Origin of the sequence: Synechococcus sp. CC9616 (assembly GCF_000515235.1) — a bacterium.
Lineage (GTDB): Bacteria > Cyanobacteriota > Cyanobacteriia > PCC-6307 > Cyanobiaceae > Parasynechococcus.
Window position 1 is genome coordinate 360,910 of sequence record NZ_KI911558.1, and the last position, 15,731, is coordinate 376,640.

Below are 15,731 nucleotides of genomic sequence, written 5' to 3' on the forward strand. Positions count from 1 at the left end.
ACTCAGGCCTCCTGGTAGTTGGCAATGCGGGCGAAGCCGTCCGGCTTGAGCGACGCCCCTCCCACGAGCACCCCATCGATATCGCTCATCGACATCAGCTCATCGATGTTTCCAGGTTTGACCGAGCCGCCGTACTGGATCACCAGATCCGTTGCTCCCACCCAACTGCGGATCAGACCACAGATGCGATTGGCTTCCGGGGATTCACAGGTCTTGCCGGTACCGATGGCCCAAATGGGTTCGTAGGCCACAACGAGCTTGTTGGCATCCAGGCCCTCCAGCCCCTGCTCAATCTGGCGCCGGATCACCCGTTCGGCTTCGCCGCGTTCGCGCTGCTCATCGGTTTCACCGACGCAGACGATCGGAATTAGGCCGTGGCCCTGGGCGGTTCTTGCTCGATGGTTGATCTGCTCGTCACTTTCAGAGAAGTATTTGCGTGGCTCGCTGTGCCCCACGATTGTGTATTTGACTTTGTGCTCCAGCAGCATCTCCGCTGAGATCTCAGCGGTGAAGGCACCATTCTCCTGCCAATGCACGTTTTGGCTGGAGAGTTGAACGCGGCTGCCTGCGGCGATGTCCGCCACGGTGGAGATGGCGGTGAACGGTGGCGCCAGCACGATGTCACGGTCATCGGGCGCATCGGCGACCAGAGGTAGGAAGGCAGACATGTAGTCCCTGGCCTGGGAGCAGGTCATATGCATCTTCCAGTTGCCGGCGATCACCCGTCTGCGCACCCCTCAACCCTCAGCAGAACTGCCGGCCAACTTACGGTGTTGTTGAAGTTTCGTCGCCGACGATCGCTTCTTCCCCCGCGAGGTTGACCCGATCCCCCGGTTGGAGCTGCCGGCCTCTGCGCGTCTCAACCTCTCCATTGACGGAGACCCCCCCAGTCTGAATGTGGTGTTTGGCTTCTCCGCCGGTTGCCACCCAGCCCATCCATTTGAGGAATTGGTCAAGCTTCATCGCTGTGGAGCACCGGGATCCCATTGATACTGTGCCGGGATGCTTTCTCCCTCACAGGCAGGCTTTCGACGGCTGCTGCCGTTACTGCGCCCCCATCTGCGGCAGCTGATCGCAGGCCTTGCGTGCATGTTGCTGTACGTCAGCAGCTTCCTTCTGCTGCTCAACCTGGCCGGTGAGCTTTTCCCCTCCTTGAGTTCCAGGGATCTGCCCAAGGTGCTGCTGCTGATCGCCCAGGGGGTCGTCATTTTCGCGGTTCAGAAGCTGGCTCAGTTCGGTCAGGACTCGCTTCTGGCCGGACCGGCTCTACAGGTGAGTCAGCAGCTGAGAAGCGACGTGTTCCGCAGGCTGCAGACCGTGGAACTGGGGGCCTTGGAAAAACTGTCTGCTGGTGATCTCACCTACCGGCTTACGGAAGATGCCGACCGTGTCAGCGAAGTGCTTTACAAAAGCATCCACGACACCGTGCCAAGCGCGCTCCAGCTTCTGGCCGTCCTTGGCTACATGCTCTGGCTTGACTGGAAGCTGACGGCAAGCATTGTCCTCCTCGCACCACTGATCGTCTGGTTGGTCAGTCTGTTCGGGGCGCGTGTGATGGCGGCCACAGAGCGAAGCCAGAAAAAAGTGAGTGAGCTTGCCGGCCTGCTCGGTGAGGCCATTGAAGGTCTTCCATTGGTGCGGGCCTTCGCGGCAGAACCCTGGCTTCAGGATCGTTTTGAACGTGAGATCGACCAGCACCGTCAGGCGCGTCACCGCACCTACAACCTGGTGGCTCTCCAGCATCCTGTTGTCGGGATGATCGAGGTGGTGGGACTGTTCTCCGTGCTGGCGCTGGCCGCCTGGCGGATTGAGAGCGGTGATCTCACCATCGCAGGGCTGAGCAGCTATCTCACCGGTCTGGTGGTGTTGATTGACCCCATTGCCCACGTCACCAATAACTTCAATGAGTTCCAGCAGGGACAGGCGTCCCTGAAACGGCTTCGCCAGATCGAGAGGGAGCCGCAGGAAGCGGCTGATCCGGCCGATGCAATCGCTCTCGGCAACTTGCGAGGCGATTTGGATTTGCAGGGAGTGTGTTTCGGGTATGACCCGGCCCAACCCGTGCTCCAGGATCTCAACCTCGAGGTGAAGGCTGGTCAGGTGCTGGCTCTGGTTGGTCCGTCCGGTGCTGGCAAGAGCACGCTGTTTTCATTGCTGCTGCGTTTCAACTCCGCGCAGCAGGGTCGGATCCTGCTCGATGGAAATGATTTGAGCGCTTTGCGGGCACGTGATCTGCGACGTCAGGTGGCTCTGGTGCCCCAGCGCACCACGGTCTTTTCCGGCAGCATCGCCGAGGCCATCCGTTTCGGTCGTCGCGCCAGCGATGCTGACGTGATGGAAGCGGCACGGCTGGCCAATGCTGATGGGTTCATCGAGAGCCTCCCCCACGGCTACGAAACCCTGCTGGAGGAGCGGGGAAGCAATGTCTCCGGAGGACAACTGCAGCGAATCGCTATCGCCAGGGCCGTCCTGGGGAATCCGGCCTTGCTTCTGCTGGATGAAGCCACCAGCGCTCTCGATGCTGAAGCCGAGGCAGCGGTGCAGGTTGGTTTGAAGCAGGCGATGTCGGGACGCACCGTTCTCGTGATTGCCCATCGTCTGGCAACGGTTCAGGAAGCCGATCAGATTGTGGTTCTCGAGAAGGGATCCATCGTGGACCGAGGCAGCCATGACGCGTTAATGCAACGTGGTGGGCGTTACCGGGAGCTCTGCGAAAGGCAATTCATCAGGGATCTGCAGAATCCCTGAGCGCCGCTGCTGAGCGCCACTACGATCGGCGCGCCGGCATCGATCCCTCCCCGGCGACGAATGATGACTGACTCTGCAGCCAACAACCCCAATCCCGTCTTGACCTTTGAAGGCAAGCGATATGACCTGAACACGCTTCCAGACGAGCTCAAGGAGTTGGTGCGTGGCATGCAGGTGGCCGATGCCCAGCTCCGCATGCATGAGGACACCCTCAAAGTGCTGGCCGTCGGTCGTCAGAGCATGGCGATGCAGCTGAACGAAAAGCTGCAGTCGGTGGCTCCGATTCCAGACGGCCAGAGCTGATTGAACTAGTTCGGATCCGTCTCTCCCGCGCTCTTGAAGCGGTAATCCCTGGAGAGGCGGAACACCGTTCCTGAGAGCAATAACAGCGCCACCAGATTCGGAAGGGCCATCAAGCCATTGAGGGTGTCAGCGACTCCCCAGACAGCACCGCTTGTTCCGGCGATCGAAGCAAAGACCACCATCGCGACCCAGAGGAGTCGAAACGGAAGGATGGCGCCGGTGCCGAACAGATAGGCGGTGCAGCGTTCCCCGTAGAAACTCCAACCCAGAACGGTTGTAAAAGCGAAGACCACAAGTCCGATCGTGATCACGATGCCGCTTCCCGGCAGGCCTGTGTTGAATGCAGCAATCGAAAGGTTCGAACCGCTCAGCTCGTTGGTGCCGTTGATCAGGGACTCACCGGTGGTGGTGATGATCACCAGGGCCGTCATCGTGCAGATGATCAAGGTGTCGATGAATGTGCCCAGCATCGCCACGGTGCCCTGACGAACGGGATCATGGGTGTTGGCTGCGGCGTGGGCGATCGGAGCACTGCCGAGGCCGGCTTCGTTGGAGAAGATGCCGCGTTTGAATCCCATCAGCACCACCTGGCCGAAGGCACCTCCTGCTGCGGCTTCTCCGCTGAAGGCATTGCTGAAGATCATCCCGATGGCGCCTGGAACGCTGCCGATGTTGATCAGCAGCACCACGATGCAGGCGACCACGTACAGCACCGACATCAGCGGCACGATGGCCGAGGCGGCCTGGGCAATCCGTTGGATTCCGCCGATGATCACGGCGAAGACCAAAACACCCAGCACGACGCCGGTGACCACTCTGGGGACCCCGGCGGTTTCGAGAGCAGAGGAAACCTCAAACACCTGCACACCATTGCCGATGCCGAAGCCGGCGAGCATGCCGAAGACGGCGAAGAGTCCTGCCAGCCAGCTCCAGCCCTGGCCGAGGCCGTTGCGGATGTAATACATCGGGCCACCGACATGGTTGCCCTGGGCATCGGTCTCACGGAAATGAACCGCCAGGAGGGCCTCTGCGTATTTGGTGGCGATGCCGAACACGGCAATAACCCACATCCAGAACACTGCTCCGGGGCCGCCCACGGCGATGGCACCAGCCACGCCAGCAATGTTTCCGGTGCCGATGGTGGCGGAGAGGGAGGTCATCAAGGCCTGGAACGGCGAGATCTCCCCTTCGTTCTCGCCATCCGATGGTTCCAGCAGCATACGTACGCCGTAGGGAAGCTTCTGAATCGGCATGAAACGCAGACCAAGCATCAGCACCACGCCCGTGATGGCGATCAGGCTGACGGTGGGCCACCCCCAGACAAGGCTGTTGATTGGACCATTGATTTCACTGACTGCGCTGTCGAAGCCCTCCATCCCCAAAATGAAAAACGTTTTGAGATGGTGTCACAGGCATCCAGTAACGGCAATCCAATTCAAAGGGCTTCGAGATTTTCGAAACGGAATGTCTGGCTTCCGGCAGGTGCATCGCCGTTGGCGTCGCTGTCGATCACGCGTTGCTCAAGAACCCAGGGACCATCGTTCGGAAGAGGTGTGAACGTGTCGGTGAAGCTGCTACGCCCTCCGCGGAGTTCCCCCGTTGCCGGGTCGGCGTATTGGCTGGTGTAGGTGTGACTGAGATATCCAGCGCCGGTCTCGGTGACCTCGGTCGTGTAAATCGTGACGACGGTGCCGTGGATGTGGCGATGCACCATGGTGACCACGTCATCCTTGATGCGGTAACGGTCCCCTTCTCCCTTGCCGCCGACAATCACTTCAGTCCCCACTGAATCCGTATCACCTGCGGTGAACGTGTTCGCCCCATGGGTCTGCTCAAAACTGCGGCGGACACGATGAATCGCCACCTCCCAAAGCTGGGAGTTCATCGCCTTGAGAACCTCGGCATCGTCGATACCATCCACTGAAGCCTTCAGATCTGCTCCGACCTGAAAGGTTCCCTCTTCCCGGCGATCTCCCTGCTCCCAGATGCAGCGACCTCGATAGCCCCCGAAACCAGGTGCCCAGGTGTAGCGATTTTCGTAGGCTCTGCGGAAGGAATCTCGGCAGTCCGTGCCAGGGCTGACTGGAGCAGAAGCGGAGACGGTCACAGCGATTCGGCGAAGAGAATCACACTACAGATTCAGAGGAGTGAGCTGTTATCTGGAAACGGCGTGAATGTCCTGGAGAGCATTGATGCTGAGGCTGGGTTGATCCTGCAGGGCTGTGATGGCTTCAACAGCTGCCCTCGCTCCAGCCAGGGTGGTCACCGTCGGGACGGCGTAATCGAGTGCTGCACGTCGCAGGTATTTGTCGTCATGGGCGGCCTGACGACCGATCGGCGTGTTGATCACCAGCTGCACCTGGTTCGACCGGATCATGTCCTCGATGTTGGGGCGACCCTCATGGACCTTGAGGACAGGCAGCACTGAGAGTCCCGCCTGCTGAAGAGCCTGGGAGGTTCCGCTGGTGGCGATGAGCTTGAAGCCAAGCTCGATCAGACGCGCTGCGACTGGCACCAGTGCGTGCTTGTCGCGGTCATGGGTGGAGAGGAACACTGTGCCCTCTGTGGGCAGTGCTTCTCCAGCTCCCAGTTCGGCTTTGGCGTAGGCCATGCCAAAACTGCTCGCTGAACCCATCACCTCGCCTGTGGAACGCATCTCTGGCCCCAGCACCGTGTCTGATCCCGGAAAGCGCCGGAAGGGCAGAACCGCTTCTTTTATGGTCTGAAGAGGAGGCTTCGGCTCCTCGGTGAGCCCAACCTCGCTGAGGCTTTCTCCGGCCATCAAGCGTGTGGCAAGCCGCGCTAACGGCTGGCCGGTCGCCTTGGCAACGAAGGGCACGGTGCGGGAAGCGCGGGGATTCGCTTCGATGATGTAAACGACTTCATTGCCATCGGCATCCCGTTGAACGGCGAACTGAAGATTGATCAGTCCTTTCACCTGGAGTGCCAAGGCCAGGCCCCGGCTCCAGCTCCGGATTGTGGTTAGGGCCTCTTCTCCAAGAGAAACGGACGGAAGACAACAGGCCGAGTCTCCGGAATGGATCCCGGCCGGCTCGATGTGCTCCATCAGTCCGCCGATCACCACGTTTCCGTCGGCATCGCAGAGAGCATCGACGTCCACCTCCGTGGCGTTCTCCAGGTACTGGTCGATCAAGACCGGGTGATCAGGCTCCACCTGAACCGCCTCCTGCATGTAGCGATTCAGCTCGTTTTGATCAAACACCACCTCCATCGCACGACCACCCAGGACGTAGGAGGGACGTACCACCACCGGGTAGCCAACGCCTTCGGCGACACGACGAGCTTCCTCTTCGCTACGGGCAAGTCCATGACGAGGCTGACGGATGTCCAGTTCGCTGAGAATCGCTTCGAATTGTTCGCGGTCCTCGGCGCGATCGATGGATTCCGGAGACGTTCCCCAGATCTTGCTTCCGGTGGCTTTGCCGTCTTCACTGTCGAGCCAGCGCATCAAAGGGATCGCGAGTTTCAGGGGTGTTTGCCCGCCGAACTGCACCACGAGGCCATCCGGTTGCTCCGCTTCCATGACGTTGAGGACGTCCTCAAGGGTGAGTGGTTCGAAGTACAGGCTGTCGCTCGTGTCGTAATCGGTGGACACCGTTTCCGGATTGCTGTTCACCATCACCGTTGTGATTCCCTGTTCCTGTGCTGCAAAGGAGGCATGGCAGCAGCAGTAATCGAACTCGATGCCCTGACCGATGCGGTTCGGCCCTCCACCAAGAATCATCATCTTTCTGTCGCCTTGCGGCGGAGCCACCTCGGTTGGTGGAGCCAAGGTGATGAGACGTCCATCCGCATCAATGCGCTGCATCGGACGTTCGTAGGTTGAGTAGTGGTAGGGCGTTGTGGAAGCAAACTCCGCCGCACAGGTGTCAACGGTTTTGAACACTGCCCGTACGCCGAGGGCATGCCGGTGACAACGCACCTGCAATTCATCACTGCTGGTGGCCCAGCCGATCTGGCGGTCGGAGTATCCCAGTTGTTTGAGCGTGAACAGAGCCTCGACGTCGAGCTCCTCAAGGCTCCGGCTCTGCAGCAGATCCTGTTCCACTGCGATCAGCCCCCGCAGTTTGGCCAGGAACCAGGGGTCGATGCCGCTGAGGGCGTTGATGGTGCTGTCGCTGCGGCCACGCAACATCGCTGTCCGCACGGTGAGGATCCGATCTGGAGAGGCAGTGCGCAGGCGTCGATCGATCTCGCTGTCGCTGAAGTCCGGTTCCTGCCGGTCTCCTCCCCAGCCCGCGAGTCCGGTTTCCAAAGATCGCAGAGCTTTCTGGAATGACTCCTCGAAGCAGCGACCAATGGCCATCGCTTCACCCACGGATTTCATCGATGTGGTCAGCACCGCTGGACTTCCACGGAATTTCTCGAAGGCGAACCGAGGGATTTTGGTGACCACGTAATCGATGGTCGGCTCAAAGCATGCCGGCGTTTTGCCTGTGATGTCGTTGAGGATTTCGTCGAGGGTGTAGCCAACGGCGAGGCGGGCGGCGATCTTGGCGATGGGGAAGCCGGTTGCTTTGCTGGCGAGGGCGGATGATCGACTCACCCTCGGGTTCATTTCGATCACCACCACATCGCCGTCGGCTGGGTTGATCGCGAACTGAATGTTGCTTCCGCCAGTGGCGACGCCAATTTCACGAATGATCGCGATCGACTGATCGCGTAAACGCTGGTATTCGCGATCCGTGAGTGTTTGAGCCGGGGCCACGGTGATCGAGTCACCCGTATGCACCCCCATGGGATCCAGGTTCTCAATGCTGCAGACGATCACCACGTTGTCTGCCAGATCGCGCATCACCTCCAGCTCGAATTCCTTCCAGCCAAGAAGGGATTGCTCAATCAGGATCTGAGAAACAGGACTCGCCTCCAGGCCGCTCTTGCAGATGGCGGCGTATTCCTCAGGGTTGTAGGCGATGCCTCCACCGCTGCCGCCGAGGGTGAAGGCCGGGCGAATGATGCGGGGAAAGCTGCCGATCGCCGCACCGACCGCCTCCGCCTCTTCCAGCGATGAAGCGATTCCGGAGGGGCAGACCCGCACCCCGATCCGTTCCATCGCCTGCTTGAACAGAAGCCGGTCCTCCGCCTTCTGAATCGCTTGCAGATCGGCTCCAATCAGCTCGACACCGAAGCGCTCCAGGGTTCCGTTTTCAGCCAGATTGACCGCCAGGTTCAAGGCGGTCTGCCCACCCATCGTCGGCAACAGGGCATCGGGGCGTTCGATGTCGATCACCCGTGCGACCACATCGGGTGTGAGCGGTTCGATGTAGGTGCGGTCCGCCATGCCGGGGTCGGTCATGATCGACGCCGGATTTGAATTGACGAGAATCACCTCGAACCCTTCGGCTCTTAGGGCCTTGCAGGCCTGGGTGCCTGAATAGTCGAATTCACAGGCCTGGCCGATGACGATCGGACCAGATCCCAGCAGAAGGATGCGACGCAGATCGGTCCGCCGGGGCATGGGCTTGGAGGAACGGCCAAACAAAAACAGCTTCCCATGCAGCAGTGCAGGGGTCGACGTGAGAGCGTTTCGGCGCCGGAGCCTCGCTACCTTTAATAAAGATCGAGATCACGGACACGATGAGTGAGCTCCAGCGCCTCAAGGGGCTGCTGCCACCGGAGATGCAGAGCTGGGTGTTCGTGGAGTCCGCAGCTGCGGTCGATCCACCGTTGATCACCCTTGAGGAAATCGGTCGCGACGAGGTGGAGATCCAGGTCGATCTTGATCCCTGGGACAAGTTGGCGCTCGATCACCGCAATCTGTTGTTCTGGCATGAGGTCGGCCGCATCCAGAACGACACCATCCCCCGCGATGGCTGGGAAATGGCGGCTCTGGCGATTGGGCTGGGCGGCGCCATCGGTGAGCTCTGGGTGCAAGACGGCCTGTTGTTGCTCATGGCCCTCGGGCTGTCCGGTTTTGCTGGCTACAGGCTGTACCTGAAGAACAACTCCGAGAAACGCCTGCAGGATGCGATCACTGCAGATGAGCGCGCCATCGACCTGGCCTGCCGTTTCGGCTACAGCGTTCCTAACGCTTATCGCAGTCTTGGGGGTGCTCTCAAGGAGCTGGTCGAGCAGACACGCAAGAAGCGCAAACGCGGTTTCTACGAAGACCGGCTGGAAGCCTTGAGAAAGAGTGCCAGCAAGGCTCGCGCCGAGATGGCCCAACAGGAGGGCTCCAGGAGTTCAGTGACCAGCGAGAACGTGTATGGATAGCGTCCAGCTGGCCGAACTCGCTGCCGATGCCTGTGACGATCGAAAAGCGTCCGATATTCGATTGATCCGTGTGGACGAGGTTTCGAGTTTGGCGGATTGGATGGTGATCGCCGGAGGTCAGTCCGATGTGCAAGTCAGGGCGATCGCTGGATCCGTTGAAGATCGTCTGGAGGCGGAGGCGGAACGACGTCCGCTGCGCAAGGAGGGTATCAGTGAGGGGCGCTGGGCACTGCTCGATTACGGCGAACTGATCGTTCATGTGCTGCAGCCAGGCGAACGTGGTTACTACGACTTGGAATCTTTTTGGAGTCACGGGGAAAGCCGAACGTTTCTAAGTTCGGATTGATTGCGGTTGCTGAATGTCTGAAGCCGTCGCCTGCCCAGTTCCTCCTGAGCAGAGACCTCTTGAGGAGTTCGAACAGCTCAGCCGATCCTGGTTTTTTTCATGGCCGGCTGGTGAGTGTCCCCATCTGCGGCGCGCCTTGCTGATCAGCTGGCTGATGCTTCTACCCGTCAGCACCCTTGTGGCAAGCGGCAGCTGGACGCTGAAAAATGACCCACCCCGACTCGTCGCTGCCGGAGCCGTAGCGGCCCTTGTGCTGCCTTTGTTGCTGTTGATGCGTCAGTGGCTGGGCTGGACCTACGTGATGAAACGTTTGCTTGCTGAAACAGTCGATTATGAGGAATCTGGTTGGTACGACGGTCAGATCTGGGAGAAACCTCTGTCCTGGAGAGAGCGGGATCTTCTGGTCGCCCGCTATGAGGTTCGACCGATTCTTGGCCGCCTTGGACGCGCCATGGCCCTTGCCACGGGCTTGATGCTCGGGGGTGCAAGCCTCTGTCAGGCTCTCTGAAGCCAGGTTGCTGTTGAGCATGCCCCTTACCCCCGGGTTCAGCGCTGCAAAGCGTTCGGGAACCCCTCCTCTGGAGGTCACGCTGAAACGGGGTTGCATCAGTGAGTCGCTGCATCGCGTTCATGCCGTGGTCTGTGATGGCCGCGGGCGCGTGCTGATGTGTGCAGGTGATCCCCGTTTCGAAACCTTCATCCGTTCCGCCCTGAAGCCCTTTCAGGCTCTGCCGTTCCTCAGCAGCGGTGCCGCTGAGCAGATGGAGGTGGGTGATCGAGGTGTCGCAATTAGTTGTGCCTCCCATGCCGGCACCAATACCCATGCCCGGGAGGCGTTCAAGCTGCTCTGGAAAGCGGATCTTGAGGCTTCGCAGCTTCAGTGTCCGATCCCAGAGGGTGCGGATAGTCCCCTCCAGCACAATTGCTCGGGGAAGCATGCGGCTTTTCTGGCCACTAGCCGAAAAATGGCCTGGCCAATCGAGAACTACCTCCAGAGCGACCATCCCCTGCAGGTGGAGGTGAACCGCCGGGTTGCTGAATTGCTTGGGCTGCCTGCTGAAGAGCTTGTGGCTGCCAGAGATGACTGCGGCGCACCAACCCTTCGGCTTCAGCTTGCGCAGATGGCGCTTCTCTACGCCCACCTCGGTGCATCGCGGCAGGCCGAGTTTGAACAGATCTCAAGGGCGATGCTGGCGCATCCGGAGCTGATCGCTGGCGATGGGCGGTTCGATACGGAACTGATGCGACGCAGCCATGGCCAGGTGCTCAGCAAGGGTGGGTCTGAGGGAATCCAGTGCCTGAGTCGGATCGGTGAAGGGTTGGGCGTTGCCATCAAGGTTGAGGATGGCTCGAAACGTGCCAAGCAGGCCGTGGCACTGCATCTGCTGCGGCAGCTTGAGTGGCTCACCCCGATGGGCCTGCAGGAGTTGGAGGAGCAGGTTTTGATCATCAACCCAGGCGTGAACCTCGAAGTCACCGGTGAACTTCGTTTTCAGGAAAGCTGAAGCTTTTTGGTGTCACGCGACACCGATGTGTATGATTTTGGAGGACGACGCGGGGTAGAGCAGTCTGGTAGCTCGTCGGGCTCATAACCCGAAGGTCGGGAGTTCAAATCTCCCCCCCGCCACCAAATAATTTAAAAGGCCAACATTCAGGTTGGTCTTTTTTTATGGCTGTTCAACATGAATAATTGATCGACATTTTTATCGTCGTCGCGAATGGTTGGGATCTCTGTTGACTAGAGACAACGCCTCGAGCATTGAGCATTGATTGATCAGTTAAGTTGAGATGCTGCATTTTTAAGGAGATTGAATGGCATTGGTAAATTCATCAATGATGTTAGTTTTGAATCAAGATGAGTGATTGCTTCGAGCCCAATGGTGAATGCTTCTCTGAACTGGGCGTCGATCCAGGGTTTGGTTTTGATCTTATTTGGAATTCCCGCTTACTTGATTTCACTCGTTCATCTTGATTGGTTGACAAGACGGAACATTAAACAAAGAAAAACGGCTTTTGAATGGGTCCTCTTTGTGGTGACGTTTTGCGGAAGAGCACTGTGTTTGCCATTCGTGGCCGGCGTTCTGTTTTTTCAGGGCTGGAGATTGGATCCCATCCTTCAGTTTGGTGTTTTCCTTTTGGGTGCTGGTGTGATTGCTGAAGCCTCAGCATCCACGCTGAAATATTTTGAGCAAAACCGTCATTTCGAATCTGAGTTACGTTTGGGTGCGGATGATTCACAAAAATCCGCGATGGCATTGCGTGTGCAAGACCATGTTTGGTTGTGGGCAATCCTGCATGCATCCTTGCCACTTGTTAGTTTTTACTATGCTTTGACGCGGCGTACGATCACCCCCTTTTTGTGGGACGTCTTGGTTCGTTTTGTCGTGGTCCTGCTGTCAAATCTTGTTGTTTATGTGCTGGGTTTAATGTTCGGTTGGTGGCGGCCTGATAGTTCGCTCGTCGGCGTGAGTCCAGGCCTCATTTTAGTGTTTATCTCAATCTTGTTGGGATTGAATTGGTGCGCTGCTGTGTTTGCCGCTCGTTATGGGATGATCCAAGCCAAGAAATATGCTCGTTTGCATTTAGGCATTCAATCGTGATGATCAGTGATGTGTCATCAAGCTCATCATGTTGTTTGTCTGCGTTGAAGGTTGATCTCCATCGACCAGCATTTTTGATTGACTCCGATTGACGACACCACCATGAGCAGTGCATCTGGGCCTCTTGATGGATCGTGGGATGCGATTGTCGTTGGCTCAGGTGCGAGCGGTGGTGTCGCCGCCATGACCCTGGCGGAGGGCGGCGCCCGGGTGCTGGTGATTGATGCCGGACCGGATTTCACTGCCAGGGTTGCTTTCGGTAATGCCCTCGGCAATGCCGCCAGGCGACTTGCTGGCATCAGCAGTGGTCGTCATCGACGTCAAAGCCAGCACCCCGGTTACTGGAAGGCCAATCCGACCCTTTATGCCGATGAGCGTCTGCATCCTTACGACGTTCCATCGGATCGCCCATTTTTATGGACCCGTGGCTTGCAGGTGGGGGGGCGCAGTCTCACCTGGGGTGGCATCACTCTGCGGCTTTCGGATCATGATCTCGTTGGCGTGGAGGTTGATGGTGAGCGCATCGGCTGGCCACTGCGCGCCTCGGATCTCTCCGCTCACTACGGCTACCTCGAGCGCTGGCTGGGGGGGCATGGCGCCCGCGACGGACTCCCTGGCCTGCCGGATGGGGAGCTGACGTCACCCCTTCCCTTGACGGCGGCTGAACAGCGTTTCGCGATAGCCGTTCAACAGCAGTGCGGCCACACCGTCATCCATTCGCGTGGATTCGGCCCGCCCGCTGCTGATCTCGAGAATGGCTGGCCACGCTCCAGCAGTCGCGGCAGCAGTCTGCCCCGAGCCATGGCGACGGGTCGCGTCCGTTTGCTTGCCGACCACATGGTTGAACGGATGCTGTTGCAGCCCGATTGTTCCAGGGCGACAGGTGTGATCGCCATCGATCAGCGCAATGGTCAGCGCCATCGCTTGCAAGCTGATTTGATCGTGCTTGCTGCCTCCACGATTCAGAGTGTTTCGCTTCTGATTCGCTCCCATGAGCAGCAGATCTCCGGAGGTTTCGCGGATCCTTCCGGACGGCTCGGGACACGGTTGATGGATCACGTGTCCACCAGTCAGTTCTTCAGTTTTCCCGGTCGCAGTCAGGGGGCGCAACCTGCCCTCAGCGGCGCCGGCAGTCTGTTTCTTCCCTTCGGACGCAACTTGCAGGATGCCGATTTCCAGGGGGGCTACGGACTCTGGGGGGGGATCGGTCGTTTTGATCCGCCGCGATGGCTGATGCGGAAACCGACCTCCACGACTGGTTTTCTGATCGGTCATGGCGAGGTGCTGCCCCGAGCTCACAACCAGGTCCGCCTCAGTGATCGCACCGATCGCTGGGGTGTCCGGGTTCCCTACATCGACTGTCGCTGGGGTGACAACGAGGCGGCGATGGTGACTCACATGCGGCGCACCATGGCGGAATGCATTGAGGTTGCCGGCGGTCAGGCGCTTGCCATGTCTGATCTGTTCCACCTGCCGATGATCGAGCCGCTGATGCGCAACAGCGTTGCGGCGTCGGACCGGGCAGCCCCACCCGGGTATTACATCCATGAGGTTGGCGGAGCCCCGATGGGCTCAGACCAACGGGTGAGCGTGGTTGACCCCTGCAATCGTCTCTGGCGGGTTCCCAACGTGCTGGTCGTGGATGGTTCCTGCTGGCCGTCTTCGGCCTGGCAGAGCCCGACGCTGACGATGATGGCTTTAAGTCGACGGGCCTGTCTGCTGGCTCTCAGTTCTCGGGGCGCGTGAAGAGATCGTCCAGGTAGCGCTCAACTACAGAACGTTCCGCACAACCGTTCTGGAACAGGAAATGGGCCAGAGCGGAACTCATCACGCGGTATTGATCCCAGTGGGGATGGGCACCAATGAACTGCTTCATCCCGCGGTAGAGAACTTCCGGTATTTCAGTTTCCAAACTCACGTAGGCCGAAGCCGTCTGTGTTGCGTTCGCCGCTGCACCAATGTCGTGGCAGCGCTCCAGGTGATTTCGATCCATTCAGGGTGTGACTCGCTCGTGTCAACAGGACCAAGGAAGCCACAGAAGGTGGCGTCCCGTCAAAACAGGTTCAGACCGAACACATGAGTCTGAGACAGGTTGAGACAGGCTGCGGCGCAAGCATTCTGAGTAACGCTCTGGGCCTGTGCCCCTGCGACCTAGGGCTTGATGAGGCCCTGTCAAGCGTCTTGTGGAACCTGCTCCAATCTTCACAAGAGCACCGTTCCAGGCCGCTGCGACGGCATGGCCTGTGGAATAGCTCTCAAGGCCTGTGGAAAACTCCTGGAAAACTTGGAGGATGTCCGATTGATCAGATTTTTAAATCTGAGAAAAATCCAATCCGTCCCTTGCGAGAACCATGGCTGGCTTAGCCCAAGACCAACTACTTCTCTTAAGGGTTCTGTAAAGGATCGACCGATCTCAGGGTTGTCGGACCCAGGGGATGGTCGGCATGGGGGTAAGGCGGATGGGAGTGGCCGTGATCAAGGCTGTGGTCATGGGAGAGGCTGTGGTCATGGGAGTGGCTGTGCGGAATGGGGCGTCCGTCCGGTTGGCAGGCTCCGGTGCATTCCCGCTCGCAGAGGGTGCAGCTTTCTTCAATTCCTTCGACGTGATGGTGGTGACTTTCCTGGGCTCGCCCGACGTCTTGCTCGAACCCCAGAACCTGGGCGCGGTACTTGCAGAGTGAGCAGTTCATCGCCGTATCCCCGCGCAGGACTTCATCCACGCGTTCTCGGAAGGTGTCCACCACGAGCGGATGGTCTCCCAGATAACCAGCGGAGAGAAATTCCACCTCGGGATGGTCGACGGCAACCCGTTCTGTGTGCTGTCGGATCCGGCTCACCAGCACACCGGAGAACAGGAAGTAGGGGGCCACAATGATTCGGCGAAATCCCAGTTTCACCACGTGGCGCAGTCCGGGTTCCACCAATGGAAAGGTGACGCCGGAATAGACGGTTTCTCCCCAGCCAAAGCCGAAGCCTTCCACCAGCATCCGCGTCACCTTGGCGACGTTTGAGTTGGCATCTGGATCGGAGGATCCCCGACCCACCACCACCAGAAGCGTTTCCGAAAGAGGCACCTGATTCGATGCGGTCTCCAGGGTCTGTCTGACTCGCGCCCCGGCGGCGGCAACCATGAGTCGGTCCACACCCAGTTCTCGGCCGTAATCGATCGGTAGTCCCGTTTCAGCGGTGTAGGTATTGAGAACGGAGGGAATGTCGTTCTTGGCATGCCCTGCTGCAAACAACATCGCCGGTATCGCCAGAATCCTGGTAACACCCTTCTCTCTGAGGGAATCGAGACCATCTCTCAGGATCGGCCTGGCGAATTCCAGGTAGCCGTGTTCCACCGGCATGGGCTCCAGGCTTGGCCGCAGGGCGGCCACCATCTGCGCGAATTCCTCGACGGCGAGCCGGTTGCGGCTCCCGTGGCCGCAGATCAGAACACCGAGTCGGTCCTGGGATCGTTCGGTGCTGGATTCAGCCAAGGGGTCGCGTCCGCTGAT

At 59.1% G+C, this 15,731-nt stretch carries 15 protein-coding genes and 1 tRNA gene; 9 read left to right on the top strand and 7 right to left on the bottom strand.

Annotated elements, in window-relative coordinates; genetic code table 11:
* Positions 1 to 2: 2 nt before the first annotated feature.
* Together tpiA and SYN9616_RS0102165 are read right to left on the bottom strand one after the other, a co-directional pair.
* Positions 3 to 734: a triose-phosphate isomerase gene (gene tpiA / locus SYN9616_RS0102160; protein ID WP_028951668.1), complete on the bottom strand. Its 732-nt coding sequence runs from the start codon at positions 732 to 734 to the stop codon at positions 3 to 5.
* A gap of 31 nt (positions 735 to 765) precedes the next feature.
* On the bottom strand, positions 766 to 963 hold the full coding sequence (locus SYN9616_RS0102165; protein ID WP_028951669.1) for an RNA-binding S4 domain-containing protein: 198 nt from the start codon (positions 961 to 963) through the stop codon (positions 766 to 768).
* Between the two features lie 39 nt (positions 964 to 1,002).
* On the opposite strand from SYN9616_RS0102165, the gene SYN9616_RS0102170 reads away from it, so the two are divergent.
* Positions 1,003 to 2,748 (top strand): ABC transporter ATP-binding protein, encoded by a 1,746-nt coding sequence (locus SYN9616_RS0102170; protein WP_028951670.1) that lies wholly within the window; start codon positions 1,003 to 1,005, stop codon positions 2,746 to 2,748.
* A gap of 63 nt (positions 2,749 to 2,811) precedes the next feature.
* Complete coding sequence (locus SYN9616_RS0102175) at positions 2,812 to 3,051, top strand: DUF6447 family protein (RefSeq protein ID WP_028951671.1); 240 nt, start codon at positions 2,812 to 2,814, stop codon at positions 3,049 to 3,051.
* A 5-nt stretch (positions 3,052 to 3,056) separates the two neighbouring features.
* On the opposite strand, the gene SYN9616_RS0102180 is transcribed toward SYN9616_RS0102175, so the two are convergent.
* From SYN9616_RS0102180 to carB, 3 genes are read right to left on the bottom strand one after another with little or no spacing between them, the layout of a single operon-like run.
* A complete protein-coding gene (locus SYN9616_RS0102180) occupies positions 3,057 to 4,427 on the bottom strand; it encodes a sodium:alanine symporter family protein (protein ID WP_028951672.1) in 1,371 nt (456 codons plus the stop codon).
* A gap of 59 nt (positions 4,428 to 4,486) precedes the next feature.
* Positions 4,487 to 5,158 carry a DUF3386 domain-containing protein gene (locus tag SYN9616_RS0102185; RefSeq protein ID WP_028951673.1) on the bottom strand — a complete coding sequence of 224 codons (672 nt, stop codon included), beginning with the start codon at positions 5,156 to 5,158 and terminating at the stop codon, positions 4,487 to 4,489.
* A 48-nt stretch (positions 5,159 to 5,206) separates the two neighbouring features.
* Positions 5,207 to 8,530 (bottom strand): carbamoyl-phosphate synthase large subunit, encoded by a 3,324-nt coding sequence (gene carB, locus SYN9616_RS0102190; RefSeq protein ID WP_028951674.1) that lies wholly within the window; start codon positions 8,528 to 8,530, stop codon positions 5,207 to 5,209.
* A gap of 119 nt (positions 8,531 to 8,649) precedes the next feature.
* Here carB and SYN9616_RS0102195 point away from each other — a divergent pair, with 119 nt between their 5' ends.
* The 7 genes from SYN9616_RS0102195 to SYN9616_RS0102225 all read left to right on the top strand — a co-directional run bounded on the left by SYN9616_RS0102195 (position 8,650) and on the right by SYN9616_RS0102225 (position 13,977).
* Positions 8,650 to 9,285 (top strand): DUF3318 domain-containing protein, encoded by a 636-nt coding sequence (locus SYN9616_RS0102195; RefSeq protein ID WP_028951675.1) that lies wholly within the window; start codon positions 8,650 to 8,652, stop codon positions 9,283 to 9,285.
* The gene (gene rsfS, locus SYN9616_RS0102200; RefSeq protein WP_028951676.1) at positions 9,278 to 9,631 is read left to right on the top strand and encodes a ribosome silencing factor; all 354 of its coding nucleotides are present in this window, start codon (positions 9,278 to 9,280) and stop codon (positions 9,629 to 9,631) included. Before SYN9616_RS0102195 ends, rsfS begins: the two co-directional genes overlap by 8 nt.
* A gap of 13 nt (positions 9,632 to 9,644) precedes the next feature.
* A complete protein-coding gene (locus SYN9616_RS0102205; protein WP_028951677.1) occupies positions 9,645 to 10,139 on the top strand; it encodes a CGLD27 family protein in 495 nt (164 codons plus the stop codon).
* Between the two features lie 19 nt (positions 10,140 to 10,158).
* Positions 10,159 to 11,136, top strand: coding sequence for an asparaginase (locus tag SYN9616_RS0102210; protein ID WP_028951678.1), 978 nt, complete (start codon positions 10,159 to 10,161; stop codon positions 11,134 to 11,136).
* 48 nt (positions 11,137 to 11,184) lie between these two features.
* Positions 11,185 to 11,261: transfer RNA gene (locus SYN9616_RS0102215), tRNA-Met, on the top strand.
* Positions 11,262 to 11,511: 250 nt separating this feature from the next.
* On the top strand, positions 11,512 to 12,231 hold the full coding sequence (locus SYN9616_RS16025; RefSeq protein ID WP_198015121.1) for a hypothetical protein: 720 nt from the start codon (positions 11,512 to 11,514) through the stop codon (positions 12,229 to 12,231).
* A 102-nt stretch (positions 12,232 to 12,333) separates the two neighbouring features.
* Positions 12,334 to 13,977 carry a GMC oxidoreductase gene (locus SYN9616_RS0102225; RefSeq protein ID WP_028951680.1) on the top strand — a complete coding sequence of 548 codons (1,644 nt, stop codon included), beginning with the start codon at positions 12,334 to 12,336 and terminating at the stop codon, positions 13,975 to 13,977.
* Here SYN9616_RS0102225 and SYN9616_RS0102230 read toward each other — a convergent pair.
* Positions 13,958 to 14,224 (bottom strand): DUF2811 domain-containing protein, encoded by a 267-nt coding sequence (locus SYN9616_RS0102230; protein ID WP_028951681.1) that lies wholly within the window; start codon positions 14,222 to 14,224, stop codon positions 13,958 to 13,960. The genes SYN9616_RS0102225 and SYN9616_RS0102230 overlap by 20 nt on opposite strands.
* Positions 14,225 to 14,615: 391 nt before the next feature.
* Positions 14,616 to 15,713, bottom strand: a complete 1,098-nt coding sequence (locus tag SYN9616_RS0102235) for a sirohydrochlorin chelatase (protein ID WP_028951682.1) — start codon at positions 15,711 to 15,713, stop codon at positions 14,616 to 14,618.
* Positions 15,714 to 15,731: the final 18 nt, after the last annotated feature.

What these genes read in the sequence shown, in the direction of transcription:
- carB (WP_028951674.1), bottom strand. Translation starts at nt 8,530, where the DNA reads ATGCCCCGGCGGACCGATCTGCGTCGCATCCTTCTGCTGGGATCTGGT.
- SYN9616_RS0102230 (WP_028951681.1), bottom strand. Translation starts at nt 14,224, where the DNA reads ATGGATCGAAATCACCTGGAGCGCTGCCACGACATTGGTGCAGCGGCG.
- SYN9616_RS0102180 (WP_028951672.1), bottom strand. Translation starts at nt 4,427, where the DNA reads ATGGAGGGCTTCGACAGCGCAGTCAGTGAAATCAATGGTCCAATCAAC.
- SYN9616_RS0102195 (WP_028951675.1), top strand. Translation starts at nt 8,650, where the DNA reads ATGAGTGAGCTCCAGCGCCTCAAGGGGCTGCTGCCACCGGAGATGCAG.
- SYN9616_RS0102205 (WP_028951677.1), top strand. Translation starts at nt 9,645, where the DNA reads ATGTCTGAAGCCGTCGCCTGCCCAGTTCCTCCTGAGCAGAGACCTCTT.
- SYN9616_RS0102175 (WP_028951671.1), top strand. Translation starts at nt 2,812, where the DNA reads ATGACTGACTCTGCAGCCAACAACCCCAATCCCGTCTTGACCTTTGAA.
- SYN9616_RS0102165 (WP_028951669.1), bottom strand. Translation starts at nt 963, where the DNA reads ATGAAGCTTGACCAATTCCTCAAATGGATGGGCTGGGTGGCAACCGGC.
- rsfS (WP_028951676.1), top strand. Translation starts at nt 9,278, where the DNA reads ATGGATAGCGTCCAGCTGGCCGAACTCGCTGCCGATGCCTGTGACGAT.
- SYN9616_RS0102210 (WP_028951678.1), top strand. Translation starts at nt 10,159, where the DNA reads ATGCCCCTTACCCCCGGGTTCAGCGCTGCAAAGCGTTCGGGAACCCCT.
- SYN9616_RS0102170 (WP_028951670.1), top strand. Translation starts at nt 1,003, where the DNA reads ATGCTTTCTCCCTCACAGGCAGGCTTTCGACGGCTGCTGCCGTTACTG.
- SYN9616_RS0102225 (WP_028951680.1), top strand. Translation starts at nt 12,334, where the DNA reads ATGAGCAGTGCATCTGGGCCTCTTGATGGATCGTGGGATGCGATTGTC.